The following is a 14,576-nucleotide window of genomic DNA, read 5'->3' as shown; positions in this document are numbered from 1 at the left end:
AGTCGGCACCCCCTGCCTACGCTGCCCGGGTGGACCAGTTGCTCCGTCGCCTCCCCGCGTGGACCGTCTGGGTCACTCTGGGCATCGGCTTCCTTGGCCTGCTGCTCCCGTGGGTCCTGGCTCCGGTCACGTCCGACGAGCGATACCACTACCCGGCCGCGCCGTACCGGATGGACGGCAACCTCCTGAATGTCCTCCCCTGGACGATCGACGACATGGAGTGGCGAATGGCTGCGGGGCGGATCGCCCCGGTCGGGGTCTTCGCCCAGCACGTCGTCTACTTCCTCGGCATGCAGTTCGCGTTCTCGACCGGGACACCCCTCTTCGTCGTCCACGGCATCGTCAAGATCCTGCTGCTGGTTCTGGCCGTCCTGTCCTTCGCTCTCCTGCTCGCCCAGCTCCGCCGTCGCGACGGCGAGCGCCTGGACCCACACCTGCGCCGGACTGCAGTGCTCATCTTCGCGGCGTTGGTGGCCCTCGGCGTCACCACGGTCTCGCCCACGCGCAACGGCTGGACGACATTCGTCGTGCTCTGCATCGGAGGCATCACCCTGATGTTTCTCGCCGGCGCTGCCTCGCTGTGGACGCTTCGGTCCTGGAGTCGTCGCGGACCGGTCTTCAAGGTCGTCGGCGCCCTGGGGCTGGCGCTCCTCGGCGTTGTCATCATGCTCAGCTACGAGATGCACTGGGCGGCCACCCCCTTCAGCGTTCTTCTCCTGGCCATGGTGGGCCCGGCGCCGTGGAGACACCGGATCGTCCTCATCGCTTCCCTCGCCGGCGGATGGCTCGCGGCGGTCTGGTGGAGCCGAGAGGCGATCAAGGCGGCCACCAAGGTGACCTACGTGGGGCTCGAGGTCGACCTCACCGGCGCCGTTCCCCGCACGGCCGCCCTGCAACTGATCAATGCCCTGCCGGGCGTCGGGATCACCCGGGTGATCGACGACGTCGGGGTCGGGCTCCCGGTACCGCAGCCGTTCGGCGGGTCAGGTTGGGTTTGGGGCCTGCTCGTGGCGATCGGGCTCTCGCTGCTGATGACCCGCCGAACGAACCTGTGGTCCGGTCTCGCTGCCGGCGAGCGCCAGCCCATGCTCGCTCTGGCCATGGCGCTCGTCGCCTCGGCCCTTGCCGCCGCCGTCATCCTCTCGGTGTCGGTGCAGTCACCCCAGATCGTCTCGTCGCTGGGCTCCACCTATCGGGGCACTCCGTGGATCTGGGCCTGCCTCGCCGGGGTCCTGGCGTTGGGCGCCCTGGCCCTTCCCGGTCGACCGCGGGTTGGCCGCGCAGTCCTCATCTCAGGGCCGGCAACCCTCGCCCTGCTTGTTGGGATCCTCGTCTGGCCCACCAACGTCAGCGCTGTCCAGACCCTGCGGGCGATGGACCAGTACGCCCTGTGGGAGTCGGCCCAGGCGCAGCTGGTCACCGGATCCCCGGAACCCAAGGCAGAGCAGCGCCGGTGTCTCATCGCCCGGCAGTGGAGGGGGATGACCGGCCGAAGTCCATACTTCGTCCTGTTCCTGCCGCACTACGAGAAGGCGTTTGACTACCAGTGGGATCGCCCGTGGTGCTCGCAAGGGCGAACCAGCAAGGACTGAGTGGGTGACGTTCACCCGAGCCGTGCGTCCGGCGCGATGCCTTCGTGACAACCCGGCGATGGTCAGCGGGTGAGCAGTCCCCGCTTGGCCAAGAGGTCCTCGATGATGGGGCGCATCGTGTCCGCGTAAGTCTTCGTCACGTGGCTGCCCTGACGGTAGATCAGCACCCCGCCAACGGCCACTGGGCACTTCCCGCCGATCTCCGGGCAGACCCAGGGGTTGAGGTCCAGCCACACTCGCTCTCGATCGAGCTGCGCGGCTTCGCGCAGAGCTGCGGTGCCCTGACCATCACTGGCCCTGAACGCACACTCGAGCAGGTCGTCCGGGTTCTCCTCAGCACATTCGTATCGTGGAGGCGATCCGGCGCCCGGGGTGTCGCTGACGGCGACCACTCTTGTCCCCACGGCCTCGAGCCGCTTCCAGTAGGCGTCGTAGCCTGCGACATAGGCGTCCAGCTTGCTGGCATATCCCCGCCCGGCGGACGTCATCATGATGTCGACCTTGCCCTCGGGGCTGGTGAGCCAGTCCATCACCTTCACGTTGAAGGCGCGGCAGTCCTCAGCAGGCTGTTCGGGGTTGAGCCCACACGTGCTCTTCAGATAAAGCTCCAGACGCCAGCCCTGATCCTTTGCGACCGCATTGATGACGTCGAACCACTGGCCCATTTTCGAGTCACCCGTCAGCGCAACGGTGATGGAGCCGTTCGGGTCCCCGTAGACGCAGCTGGGGTCGAAGTCCGTCACTCCCACCTGCACCTGGCACTCGTCGGCATAGTAGGCAGGGATGTCCTGCGGAGCCAGGGCCGGTTCGGGGTAGAGCTTGCCCGAACGGGTGATCTGTGAAGTCAGGTCCGGCGTTGCAGCAGCGCTGCCGTTCTCCTCGGGCGGACCCAGTGCGACGGCTCCCCGCGCTTCGGAAGGTCGTTGCTCCAAGCGCGGCGCCTGCGCGTAGACGACTGACGCCGCGACGAGTGAGAGCGCCATGCCGGCTGCCCCCATGGCCAGGGTCGGGGCGGTACGGCGTGCGAACAGCGGGCCGAACCGGATCGGGTCCTCGATGAGATGCTTCGAGAGCCAGGCCAAGCCGACCGACGCCACAGCGATGAGGACCTTGTGCCACCGGGTGAGGTCCACGACATAGCCCGAGAGGATGATGAGCGGCCAGTGCCACAGGTAGATGGAGTACGAGAGTCCCCCGATCCACACCATCGGCCGGATCGACAACAGCCGACCGACGGGCGTCAGGGGGTTCGCCACTCCAGCCGCGATGACGGCTGCGGTGCCAATCGTCGGGAACAGTGCCGCTGACCCCGGCCACGGCGTCTTGGTCGAGATGACGAGTCCTGAACCGATGACGAGCGCGAGGCCCGCGGCAGCGACGAGCAGGGCCGTCCGATCGGCCATCCGCTTGAGCAGTGGTACAGCACAGGCCAGGAGGGAGCCGATCCCCAGCTCCCAGGCACGGGTCGTCGAGTAGAAGTACGCGGTCTGCGGGGCGGAGTCGGTGTGACGGATCGAGTAGATGAGGGAGACGGCCACGATCACCGCCAAGGCGATGGTGATGATGCGCCGGATGCTGAAGCCGAACCGGCGGGCGACCCACGCCAGCACGAGCATCATCACCGGAATGACGACGTAGAACTGCTCCTCGACCGAAAGGGACCAGTAGTGCTGCACCGGCGAGACGGCGGCGTCCTCCGCGAGGTAGTCCACCGCCCGGAACGCGAGAGCCCAGTTGACGACGTAGAGAGCGGCTGCGATGACGTCGGTCGACAGGTCGGACCACTGGCTCTTCGGCATCACCTGCCACCCGACCAAGGCGGTGACGACGAGCACCACGGTCGCGGCCGGCAGCAGACGGCGGGCTCGCCGCGCATAGAACCTCAGCAGCGACACGGTCCCCGAGCGCTCCGCCTCCGTCAGCAGACCGGACGTGATGAGGAACCCGGAGATGACGAAGAAGACGTCAACACCCGCAAACCCACCGGAGAGCCGGTCCACGCCAAGGTGGTAGATCAGCACGAAGAGCACCGCGATCGATCGCAGGCCCTCGATGTCCCCCCGCATGGTGTTACGTGGCTTCGTGGCGGCAGAAGTCATCCGGAGCAGGCTTTCCTTTTCGGCAGGGCAAGGGTCAACAGGGCGTCGTGACGACGGACCATGGTCACACAGTCGCCTGAGTGGTTGCATCTCCGTAGAAGGCCAGGGTGGAACGGCGAGCGAGCAGTTCCATGTCGGTGATGGGCCAGGTGTGGCCGTCAGGGCTCGTGGACCTGATGGAGACGAAGTTGAAGCGATCCGCCGAGTACACCTTTCCTCCGGCGGCACGCACCTTGTCCAGGAATGTCGTGTCTACCCGACGGGGCACGTCATCGAACTTCTCTGCGGCGGCGACCTGCCGCGGCAGGATCATGGTGCCGCCCTGGACGAGCTTGACGTAGCGATGCTCCGCGTCAGGGAAGCGCAACAGGGTCGCACCGGTCGCCGTGAGGTGGGCATAGTGGGCCCACTTGCCCACCACCACCGCATCGGTGTACTCGAAGGCGCGGACGAGGTCCCGCAGGTAGTGCTCGGCGTAGACGTTGTCGTCATCCATCTTCGCGATGTAGCGGCCCGACGCCGCCTCCACCCCGAGGTTCATGCACGCCCCGAGTGTGAGCGACGAGTCTGCAGGCCGCAGCACGGGCGTCTCGATGCCGCGATCCTTCGCGCGGCGCGCCACGTCGGCCGGATCGTGCTCGAAGCCGTGGGTGACGAGGACGAGCTCGACCTGCGCGTGGGACTGGGCCGCGACGAAGTCGAGGACGTTGTCGAGCTGCTCCGGGCGCATGGTCGGCACAACGGCGCTGATCGACTGGTCGATGTCCGGGACCGGGCGGCCGATGCGGGCGAGGACCTCGGCGACGCGGTGACGGTAGAGGTGCTCGTCGAACACCCGTCGGTGCGCACGCAGGGCGATCCGGTCTCGGTACTCCGCGTGTCGCAGCAGGACCGTGAGGGCCCGCTCGGTCTCCTCCGCGCTCTCCGAGACCGTGATCGTGTCACCGAAGAACGGCTCGATCGAGGTCGCCGGCCCGCTGATGACGGGAGTCTGGGCCGCCGACAGCTCGAAGAGACGGCGGGCGCACATGGTGGGAGAGGTCGTCACAGAGTTGACGTTGAGGAACACCTTGTACGACGTGTAGGCGGCAAGCATCCGCTCGTACGGGAGCGATCCCACCACGCTGGAACGGAACTCCGGCGGGAACTGGTAGCGCTTGTCCTCGAGCGCCATCCTCGAGTAGACGTGCAGGCCGTGGGCCAGCGCCGGCCGGATCACCGTCTCCACCTGCGCGCGCCGGTCCGGGTGCTTGTCGGTGAAGTAGGTGCCGGCAAAGGCGACCTCGTGCTGTCGCCCATGATCCCGAAGCACCGGGTTGTGCAGGCGCGGCTGCGCGCCGAAGGGAAGCAGGCCCACCCGGTCATGGCCCAGGTCCCTGCGGTAGTCCGGCAGCCGGTCGGCGTCCACCGTGAGGACGTGGTCGAACCAGCGGGCCGTCTCGATGAACCGCTCGTAGTTGGGTGGGTCCTCCTTGTTCCAGAAGACCGTCGGGACGCCGTGCTCGCGGGCCCACTCGACGAGCTCCTCCAGCTCGTCCCGGATGGCTCCCGTCGCCGTCATCGCCAGCCGCCACGAGCCGCCGTTGCCCTGCCAGGCGGACTCGACGAAGAGCAGGTCGGGCAACCTGGGCTCGCTCATCTGCTCGCGCCACTCGCCGGGTCGCACCTCGACCTGGTCCCACTCGTACCGCAGGGCCAGCGACGAGAAGGGGTCGAGGATCACGGCAGCCCGGATCTCCGGGCGGACGACGGGGCCGTCGGGCAGGTCGAACACCGGGAGGGAGGTGCGCAGTCTGACCTTGGGCCGCAGCGCCGGGACCCGGCGGTGGACCTCCTTGCGCAGCTTGCGCGGGAGGTCACTCCTGACCCGACGATCGGTCATCGCCTCACCCACGACCTTGATCGCTCGGTTCCAGTCACGTCGAAGACTGGTGTCGCGTGAGGTCATGCGTACCAGTGTGACAGCCCTCAGGTGGTGCTCCTGACCTGTGCCAAGATGCCCGTATGGCGCGACCCCGGCTCGGACTGTCCGCGGACGTGCACGCGGACCACACCGTCGAGATCGCCGCCCTGCTCGCCAACGTGCCGGCACTGGCGGCCGTCCTCACACAGCACCTTGGCCGTGATCCCTGGAAGGCCGCTTCCGTGGTCCTGCGCGCCGGGCCCACGTCGCTCAGGGAGCTGGTCCGCTCCTCCCGTGTCCGAGGCCATGTCCCCGGCCTCGCCGTGGTCGCTGACGCGGCGGCCGGACGACGCGAGGAGGCCCTGGAGGCACTACGGGCGCTCATCAGCAGTGGCACGCCCGGGCAGCTGCGCGCCGCGGCGGCCGTCGCCGCCGTGCTCGACCGCCCCGACCTCGCCGACACAGCGGTGCACCGCCTCCCTGAAAGGGACCCGGCCCGCCTCCGGCTGAGCGCTCTCGCTGCATGGTCCGAGGGCTCGCTGAGCGAAGCGGTCGGGCTCGCGGAGCGCGGCGCGAGCGGGCGGCGAGGCCGGCTGGCGACGAGCCTGCGCGGCCAGCTGTCCGTGCTCGAGGCGCGACAGGTCAAGGCGCTCCCCGCGCAGCCGGCGCCGTCCAGTGTCGGCTCGCCACACCCCCTCCCGCCCGGCACGTCGGTCCTGCACGTCGTGACCAATGCGCTGCCGGAGGTCCAGGCCGGGTACACGATCCGGACCCAGGGCATCGCCGCCGCCCAGCGTGCCGCAGGCCTGGACGCTCGGGTCGTGACGCGGCTCGGCTTTCCCGTCGACACCGGACGGGTCTCTCGATCGGCAAACTTCGACCACGACGGGGTGCCCACCCACCGACTCCTCCCGCTGCGTGGCGTGCCCGTACGAGCAGACCGCCGCCTCGAGGCCCATGTCGAGCACCTGACCCGGCTGGCCCGGCGCCTCGACGTGGACGTGCTCCACGCCCACAGCCGCCACGAGAACGGTCAAGCGGCCCTGCTCTCCGGCCTGAGGCTCGATCGCCCCGTGATCTACGAGGCGCGCGGCTTCCTCGAGGAGACGTGGCGGAGCAGGGGTGGGCGGGCCGACTCGGACTTCTACCGGCTCTCCCGCGCCGCCGAGACCGCCTGCATGCGCGCTGCTGCGGCGGTGGTCACGGTTTCCGAGCCGATGCGCGCCGACATCGTCGCGCGAGGCATCCCGATGGACAAGGTGACGGTGGTGGGCAACGCGGTGTCCGCCGACTACCTCACCCCGCCACCCGACGCGACCGCACTGCGCAGCCGCCTCGGCATCGCCCCGGACGCGCTGGTCGTCGGCCTCGTGAGCACGCTCAACGACTACGAGGGTGTCGACGTGCTGCTTCGCGCCGCGGCCCTCGTCGATGATCCGGGGCTCGTGGTCCTCGTCGTCGGCGACGGACCCGCGCGGCGCGACCTGGAGCGAATCGCCCACGACTGCCTGGACCCCGGGCGCGCCGTCTTCACCGGACGCGTCCCGCACGCTGCGGCACGTGACCATCACGCGGCGCTGGACGTCTTCTGCGTGCCGCGGCGTCGCACTCCCGTCACCAGCCTGGTTCCCCCACTCAAGCCCCTCGAGGCGATGGCGACCGCCCGGCCCGTCGTCGTCAGCGACCTCCCTCCGCTCGTGGAGCTCGTCGGAGCCGACGAGGGCCTCCGGACCGAGGGTGAGCCGCCCTCACGAGGCCTCGTCGCGGCCCCTGACGACCCCGCCTCGTGGGCGGAGGCGCTGAAGGTGCTGCTGTATGATCCAGCGCTTAGGACACGCATGGGTCAGTCTGCGAGACGCTGGGTCCATGAGAACCGAACCTGGGGTGCTGCCGAGCTCACCTACGCAGATCTCTACGCCCGGGTTCTGAACCTGACGGGGACGGCCCCCGACCGGAACGAGGGAGCAACCCGTGGCACATGACGCCGCCGTGATCGGGCTCGGCTATGTCGGCCTTCCCCTCGCGCAAGCGGCCTCCCACGCGGGCCTGAGTGTCCTCGGGTTCGACATCAACGCTGACGTGGTCGCCTCGTTGAACTCTGGCCGGTCCCACGTCGACGACCTGTCCGACGCAGACGTCGCACACATGCTCAGCGAGGGCTTCCGCGCGACGACCGACCCCGCCGAGCTGGGCGGTGCCGAGACGATCGTGATCAGCGTGCCCACGCCGCTCTCCACGGAAGGTGGGCCTGACCTCAGCGCCGTGGAAGCGGCGGTGGAGACGATCGCGAACCAGCTCCGTCCCGGGATGCTCGTGGTGCTTGAGTCCACCACCTACCCAGGCACGACCGACGAGGTGGTCCGGCCCGCACTGGAGGCTGGCGGACTGAGCGCCGGCACCGACTTCCACCTCGCCTTCTCACCGGAGCGGATCGACCCCGGCAACCCCCTTTTCGGCGCGACGAACACGCCGAAGGTCGTGGGCGGACACACCGCCGCCTGCACGGAGGCGGCCGCCGCCTTCTACGGGAGGTTCGTCGATACGGTCGTGCGGGCCAAGGGCACGCGCGAGGCCGAGATGGCCAAGTTGCTCGAGAACACCTACCGCCACATCAACATCGCCCTCGTCAACGAGATGGCCCAGTTCTGCCACGAGCTCAACATCGACCTCTGGGACGTGATCGAGGCGGCGAAGTCGAAGCCGTTCGGTTTCCAGGCGTTCTACCCGGGCCCAGGCGTCGGGGGGCACTGCATCCCCATCGACCCCAACTATCTGTCCCACAACGTCCGCGCTCGGCTGGGATACCCGTTCCGCTTCGTGGAGCTGGCTCAGGAGATCAACGCCGCGATGCCGAGCTACGTGGTTCGCCGGGTGCAGGATGCGCTCAACGAGGACGCCAAGGCTCTGCGCGGCTCAACGGTGCTGTTGCTCGGGGTGACCTACAAGCCCGACATCGCGGACGAACGCGAGAGCCCTGCCGTCCCCCTCGCCCGCCAACTGGTCGCGCACGGAGCCACGGTGCAGTTCCACGATCCCAAGGTCAAGACCTGGCGTGCGCTCGGCGACGCCGTAGCCCGTGTCGACGACCCCATGGCCGCGGTCGCCCTGGCCGACCTGACGGTTCTCGTCCAGAACCACCGTGACTACGACGTCAACGCCCTCGCAGCAGCCGCTCAGCGATTCTTCGACACTCGTGGCGTTGTCACCGAGGCCGGAAGGATCCAGCGCCTGTGACCGACACTGCACCTACCCCCGCCGCTGTCCCCGCCGGCCTCGAGCCGAAGCCCCTTTCCCCTGAGGATTCCCAGGCGCTCGCTGAGCGCCACGGACTCATGCAGATCGGTGTCCGGCCGCCGCTGTTCGCCTATCTCCGGGAGCTCTGGCACAAGCGCCAGTTCATCTGGACGCTCGCCTCCGCGCAGGCGTACGCCGCGCACCAGAAGTACCTGCTCGGGCAGGTCTGGGCCGTGCTCAACCCCCTGCTGCTCGTCGCTTCCTACTACCTCATCTTCGGCGTCCTGCTGGACATCCGGCGAGGGACCCAGAACTACATCGGCTTCCTCACGATCGGCATCTTCCTCTTCAGTTTCATTGCCTCGTCCATGACCTCCGGGGCCAAGGCGATCACGAGCAACATCGGGCTGGTCCGCTCCCTGCGCTTCCCGCGTGCCGTGCTGCCCATCGCTGTGACAGTGACCCAGCTGATCCATGTCCTGCCCGCCCTCGGCGTGCTGCTGCTCCTGATGCTCGTCACGGGCGAGCGTCCACAGCTCGAGTGGTTGATGCTGCCTGTCGCGGTCGCACTGCTCTTCCTCAACGTCCTCGGCATCACCTTCTTCCTGGCCCGGATCGTCGAAATCTCGCGTGACGTGGGGAACCTCATCCCAGTGCTCACCCGCCTCCTGCGCTACATCTCCGGCGTCTTCTTCAGCATCGACCACTACGCCGGGCACCCCGTGGTCCACGCGGTCATGGCGTTCCAGCCCGTGTCACTGCCCCTGACCATCACCCGCGAGGCACTCCTGGCCGAATTCGCCCTCACCCCGTCCAACTGGCTGCTCGCGCTCGCGTGGGCCTTGGTCCTACCCACAACGGGTTTCCTCTTCTTCTGGCGAGCGGAGGCGAGGTATGGCCGTGCATCCTGAGCCCAAGCCGAGCGTCGTCGTGTCGCACCTCGACATCGTCTACGAGGTGTTCGGCGCCAAGCGCGGGCGGGCCGTCGCCGCTGGCGAGGAGGAAGGCGGCCTGGGCATGGTCGAGCGACTCCTCGGCCAACGTGAGGAGAAGTTCGGGCACGTCCAGAAGGTCCACGCCGTCAAGGACGTCTCTTTCGTGGCCAACGTCGGCGAGTCGATCGGGATCATCGGGCGCAACGGATCCGGCAAGAGCACCCTGCTGCGGGCCATCGCGGGCCTGATCCCCCCGACCTCCGGGTCGGTGTGGCTCTCCGGGGAGCCGTCGCTGCTCGGCGTCAACGCCGTGCTTCTCGGTGACCTCACCGGCGAGCGAAACATCATGATCGGCGGCCAGGCGCTCGGCCTCTCCGCGAAGGAGATCCGGTCTCGGTTCAACGACATCGTCGAGTTCTCGGGCATCGGCGACTTCGTCTACATGCCGATGAAGGCCTATTCCTCAGGGATGGGGGCCCGCCTCCGTTTCGCCATCTCCACGGCCAAGACCCCTGACATCCTGATGGTGGACGAGGCGCTGGCCACCGGTGACGCCGACTTCAAGGCTCGCAGCTCCGAGCGAATCACCCAGATCCGCAAGGACGCCGGCACCGTGTTCCTCGTCAGCCACTCCAACAACACCGTCAAGGAGATGTGCACTCGAGCGCTGTGGATGGAGAAGGGGCGACTGATCGCCGACGGCCCAGCCGAAGAGGTCGTCACGGCCTACCAGAAGACCTTCCCGCAGAAGAAGAAGCCGTCGTCCAAGCAGACCTCGGCGACAGACTCGTGAGCGACGCGATGGCTGCGGCGGCCCCCGGACCGGTCCTCGTGGTCACGGTGGTCCACCATCCCGAAGATGCGCGGATCCGCTACCGGGAGATCCAAGCGCTCCTCGACGCCGGACACCCGGTGACCTACGCGGCGCCTTTCTCCGACTACGGCGTGACGCCGACGCCACGTGAGCGACTGACGACCATCGACGTTCCGCGCGCCGTGGGACGACGCCGCCTGAAGGCCCTGCGCGCCGCGCATGGGCTGCTGTCGCGGCTCGGCGGGTCCTATGCCGCGGTCATCATCCATGACCCGGAGCTGCTGCTCGCGACGGCCGGCCGTCGCTTCCCACAGCTGATCTGGGACGTCCACGAGGACACTGCGGCGGCGATCGAGGTCAAGGCGTGGCTTCCCGGGCTGCTGCGCCGACCGGCCGCGGCAGCGGTCCGACTCATTGAGCGTGCCGCCGAGCGCAGGTATGCGCTGCTCCTGGCCGAGCCGGGCTATCGCGACCGGTTCCGACGTGAGCACCCGGTCATCCCCAACACCACGATGGTGCCCGACGCCGTGGCCCCGCCCGGAAGAGATCGGGTGGTCTACCTGGGTGCCGTGACCGTCGCCCGCGGGGCCCGAGTGATGGCCGCTGCCGGGCGGCTGATCCGCGAACGCACCGGCGATGCGGTCCGCGTCGAGATCATCGGCCCCCCGCGGGACGAGGAGAGCCGTCGCATCCTCGAGGAGGCAGAGTCCAGAGGTGACCTGCGCCTGCATGGCTTCGTCCCGAACGAGGAGGCGCTCGGCATGGTCTCTGGGTCACTTGCCGGTCTCTCGCTGCTGCGCGACGAACCCAACTACCGGCACTCGACACCCACCAAGGTGTACGAGTACCTCGCGCATGGCGTGCCGGTGGTGACGACCCCGCTCCCCCTCGCCCGCGAGCTGGTCGAGGCGTCTCACGGTGGCGTCGTGGTGCCCTTCGACGATGCCGATGCCGTGGCTGCCGCTGTCATCGACCTGTGGCGCGCTCCCGAACGGGTGCTCCAGATGAGTGCCCATGGGCACGCCTACGCCCGGGAGCACCACGACTGGCGGTCGATGAAAGGCACCTTCGTCGACACCGTCCGGGAGGTCATGCAGCAGGCCCGGACGGCGGGCGGCCAAGGCCCCGACGCGGGCACCGCGACCCGGCCCACTCTTCCTGGCGGATACAGTTGACCAGCCCTTTTCCCCACCACTCGGAGACACAGTCCATGTTCCATGACGGAATTGCGGTCATCGGCCTCGGCTACATCGGCCTGCCGACCTGCGCCGCGCTCACTCGGCAAGGTCTCACCCTCAAGGGTGTCGACGTCAATCAGCACACCGTCGACGAGATCAACGCAGGCCGTGTGCCGATCGTGGAGCCCGACCTCGACGAGGCCGTCGAGGAGGCGGTGGCCAAGGGCCTGCTGAGCGCCAGCACCGAGACCCCCCAGGCGTCCGTGTACCTCATCGCGGTCCCGACCCCGTTCAAGGGGGACCATGAGCCGGACCTGTCCTACATCCGCTCCGCAACGGAGTCGATCGCGCCGCAGCTGAGGGGTGGCGAGGTCGTCATCCTCGAGTCCACCTCGCCGCCCGGCACCACGCTGCAGATCAGCCAGTGGCTGGCCGAGCTTCGACCTGACCTCCGTTTCCCGCACGAGCACGACGCCCCCGACGTGCACTTGGCACACTGCCCCGAGCGCGTCCTCCCCGGCCGGATCATGGTCGAGATCTTCAGCAACGACCGCGTCGTCGGGGGTCTCACGCCGACCTGTGCCGAGAAGGCCGCGGAGCTCTACCGCACCTTCGTGACCGGCGAGATTCTCCTCACGGACGCGACGACGGCCGAGATGGCCAAGTTGACCGAGAACTCCTTCCGCGACGTCAACATCGCCTTCGCCAACGAGCTGGCCGAGATCTGCGAGCAGTTGGGCATGGACGTGTGGGAGGTCATTCGCCTGGCCAATCGCCACCCGCGGGTCAACATCCTCAACCCCGGCCCCGGCGTCGGTGGCCACTGCATCGCGGTCGACCCGTGGTTCATCGTCGCGGCGGCTCCCGAGCGCGCAAGACTCATTCGGACGGCGCGCGAGACCAACGACGCCCGCCCGCAGACGGTCATCGGCAAGGTCACGTCCGCCCTCGCCGAGCTGGGCAAGGGCCCTGACGGGGAAGGAGCGACGATCGCTTGCCTCGGGCTCGCCTTCAAGGCCGACATCGATGACCTGCGCGAGTCGCCGGCCCTCCACATCACCGATCAGCTCTCGACGCAGCTGCCCGCGGCGACGGTCCTGGCGGTCGAACCGCACGTGACCACGCTGCCGAAGTCCCTGCAGGGGCGGGCCAACCTGACGCTGGACGAGGTTTCCCACGCGGTCCAGGAGGCAGACGTGGTCCTGCTCCTCGTCGATCACCAGCCGTTCAAGCGGCTCACGCTGGGTGACCTCGAGGGCAAGAAGGTCATCGACACGCGCGGCATCTGGCGCTGAGCCACCTCATCGAAAGAGCAGTTCGCGACGTGTCGCGAACTGCTCTTTCGATGAGTGGGGGTGGGCTGACGGGGGCGAAGTGCTCCTCCGATGCGAGGATGGTCAGCTGCTGAAGTCGGGCTCCCGCTCCCCGATGCCGAGCATCGCACCGATGGCGGCGACGCAGCGCGACGCAGCCTTGCCGTCTCCGTAGGGGTTGACGGCGTTGGCCATCTCGGCGTAGGCCTCCTGGTCGTCGAAGAGCCGCTGGACCGACCCGCGGATCGCCTCCGCATCGGTGCCGACGAGCCGCACCGTCCCGGCCTCGACCGCCTCCGGCCGTTCGGTCGTGTCCCGCATCACGAGCACCGGCTTGCCGAGGCTCGGCGCCTCCTCCTGGACCCCGCCGGAGTCGGTGAGCACCACGTTGGATGCTGCGAGCACGTGGGCGAACTGGTGATACTCCAGCGGCTCGGTCAGCGTGACGTTCGCCAGAGGCCCGAGCATCGGCTCGATGACGTCACGGACGATGGGGTTGCGGTGCATGGGCAGCAGGACAAGCACGTCGGGGTTGGCGACGGCGAGGTCGCGGATGGCGCCCATCGACTCCGTCATCCGGTCACCCCAGGACTCACGGCGGTGGGAGGTGACGAGCAGGAGCTTGCGCCCGGCCTTGGCCGCCTCCACGATCTCGCCGACGCGCGGGTCGGTGAACGTGACGGGCTGCGTCGTCGTCCACTGGAGGGCGTCGATGACCGTGTTGCCGGTGACGGGGATCGCCGCCTCGTCGATGCCCTCGCGCAGCAGGTTGGCCTTCGAGGTCGGTGTCGGAGCCAGGTGCAGGGACGCCAGCGGCGAGGTCAGGCGGCGGTTCACCTCTTCGGGGAACGGCGAGTAGATGTTGCCGGTCCGCAGGCCGGCCTCGAGGTGCACCACGGGGATCTTCTCGTAGAACGCCGAGAGAGCGGCGGCGAGCACCGTGGTCGTGTCGCCCTGGACGACGACGACGTCCGGGCGGACGTCCTGCAACAGGTGGGATGTCGCGAGGATCGTCTTCGACGTGATCTCCGCGAGCGTTGCCCCGGGGGTCATCAGGTCGAGGTCGTGGGTCGGCTCGATCCCGAAGAGGGCGTTGACTTGGTCGAGCATCTCGCGGTGCTGTCCGGTGACAGCGACAATCGGATCGATCTGCTCGTGACGCCGCAGCTCTCCGACGAGCGGGGCCATCTTGATGGCTTCCGGTCGGGTGCCGTAAATGGTCATGACGCGATACATCGGGTTTCCCTCCTGGCTACTGGCGCCACAGCCTAACGGGCCTCGTGAGTCACCCATCCATCACCAGGCGAAGTCGTGCGCTGGGCGAACGAGGTGCGCCCACTTCGGCGCGACGTCCTCCCGCGCTGACGCCCGCGACACCCACCGGCGCATGTGCGGGAAGGCGTGCGCCCGCCACCAGTGAGCCTCCTCCACCCAACCGTGCCGTATGCCGCTGGGCTGGGTCTCAGCCCCCCAGCCGAGCTGCGCCTGGGCTGGGAGCGAGCCCAGCG

Annotated in this window: 11 protein-coding genes; 7 read left to right on the top strand and 4 right to left on the bottom strand. The window is 68.5% G+C overall.

Annotated elements, in window-relative coordinates:
- Positions 1-29 precede the first annotated feature (29 nt).
- Positions 30-1,592: a hypothetical protein gene (locus tag OO014_RS05755; protein WP_272461329.1), complete on the top strand. Its 1,563-nt coding sequence runs from the start codon at positions 30-32 to the stop codon at positions 1,590-1,592.
- Positions 1,593-1,654: 62 nt separating this feature from the next.
- Here the strand turns inward: OO014_RS05755 and OO014_RS05750 are convergent, their stop codons facing one another.
- Both OO014_RS05750 and OO014_RS05745 read right to left on the bottom strand, forming a co-directional pair.
- Positions 1,655-3,691 (bottom strand): acyltransferase family protein, encoded by a 2,037-nt coding sequence (locus OO014_RS05750; RefSeq protein ID WP_272461328.1) that lies wholly within the window; start codon positions 3,689-3,691, stop codon positions 1,655-1,657.
- A gap of 64 nt (positions 3,692-3,755) precedes the next feature.
- On the bottom strand, positions 3,756-5,639 hold the full coding sequence (locus OO014_RS05745; protein ID WP_272461327.1) for a glycosyltransferase family protein: 1,884 nt from the start codon (positions 5,637-5,639) through the stop codon (positions 3,756-3,758).
- 56 nt (positions 5,640-5,695) lie between these two features.
- Here OO014_RS05745 and OO014_RS05740 point away from each other — a divergent pair, with 56 nt between their 5' ends.
- Genes OO014_RS05740 through wecC form a run of 6 tightly spaced genes read left to right on the top strand, consistent with a single transcriptional unit; the run spans position 5,696 to position 13,050 of the window.
- Positions 5,696-7,576 carry a glycosyltransferase family 4 protein gene (locus OO014_RS05740; RefSeq protein WP_272461326.1) on the top strand — a complete coding sequence of 627 codons (1,881 nt, stop codon included), beginning with the start codon at positions 5,696-5,698 and terminating at the stop codon, positions 7,574-7,576.
- Positions 7,566-8,828: a nucleotide sugar dehydrogenase gene (locus OO014_RS05735; protein ID WP_272461325.1), complete on the top strand. Its 1,263-nt coding sequence runs from the start codon at positions 7,566-7,568 to the stop codon at positions 8,826-8,828. Before OO014_RS05740 ends, OO014_RS05735 begins: the two co-directional genes overlap by 11 nt.
- A complete protein-coding gene (locus tag OO014_RS05730) occupies positions 8,825-9,739 on the top strand; it encodes an ABC transporter permease (RefSeq protein WP_272461324.1) in 915 nt (304 codons plus the stop codon). The genes OO014_RS05735 and OO014_RS05730 overlap by 4 nt, the downstream gene beginning before the upstream one ends.
- A complete protein-coding gene (locus tag OO014_RS05725) occupies positions 9,729-10,556 on the top strand; it encodes an ABC transporter ATP-binding protein (RefSeq protein WP_420485481.1) in 828 nt (275 codons plus the stop codon). The genes OO014_RS05730 and OO014_RS05725 overlap by 11 nt, the downstream gene beginning before the upstream one ends.
- Positions 10,553-11,752 (top strand): glycosyltransferase, encoded by a 1,200-nt coding sequence (locus OO014_RS05720; RefSeq protein ID WP_272461322.1) that lies wholly within the window; start codon positions 10,553-10,555, stop codon positions 11,750-11,752. The genes OO014_RS05725 and OO014_RS05720 overlap by 4 nt, the downstream gene beginning before the upstream one ends.
- Positions 11,753-11,787: 35 nt before the next feature.
- Positions 11,788-13,050 (top strand): UDP-N-acetyl-D-mannosamine dehydrogenase, encoded by a 1,263-nt coding sequence (wecC, locus tag OO014_RS05715; protein ID WP_272461321.1) that lies wholly within the window; start codon positions 11,788-11,790, stop codon positions 13,048-13,050.
- Positions 13,051-13,152: 102 nt separating this feature from the next.
- On the opposite strand, the gene wecB is transcribed toward wecC, so the two are convergent.
- Together wecB and OO014_RS05705 are read right to left on the bottom strand one after the other, a co-directional pair.
- Positions 13,153-14,292, bottom strand: a complete 1,140-nt coding sequence (gene wecB, locus OO014_RS05710) for a non-hydrolyzing UDP-N-acetylglucosamine 2-epimerase (protein WP_272461320.1) — start codon at positions 14,290-14,292, stop codon at positions 13,153-13,155.
- A gap of 72 nt (positions 14,293-14,364) precedes the next feature.
- Positions 14,365-14,576, bottom strand: a 212-nt coding sequence (locus tag OO014_RS05705; RefSeq protein ID WP_272461319.1) for a hypothetical protein, incomplete at its 5' end; no start/stop codon positions are given.

Origin of the sequence: Intrasporangium calvum, assembly GCF_028446585.1 — a bacterium.
GTDB classification, from domain to species: domain Bacteria; phylum Actinomycetota; class Actinomycetes; order Actinomycetales; family Dermatophilaceae; genus Intrasporangium; species Intrasporangium calvum_A.
This window is presented reverse-complemented; position numbering and strand designations above follow the sequence as displayed.

Coding starts and splice junctions, on each gene's coding strand:
- OO014_RS05750 (WP_272461328.1), bottom strand. CDS start 3,691: ATGACTTCTGCCGCCACGAAGCCACGTAACACCATGCGGGGGGACATC.
- OO014_RS05745 (WP_272461327.1), bottom strand. CDS start 5,639: ATGACCTCACGCGACACCAGTCTTCGACGTGACTGGAACCGAGCGATC.
- OO014_RS05740 (WP_272461326.1), top strand. CDS start 5,696: ATGGCGCGACCCCGGCTCGGACTGTCCGCGGACGTGCACGCGGACCAC.
- wecC (WP_272461321.1), top strand. CDS start 11,788: ATGTTCCATGACGGAATTGCGGTCATCGGCCTCGGCTACATCGGCCTG.
- wecB (WP_272461320.1), bottom strand. CDS start 14,292: ATGACCATTTACGGCACCCGACCGGAAGCCATCAAGATGGCCCCGCTC.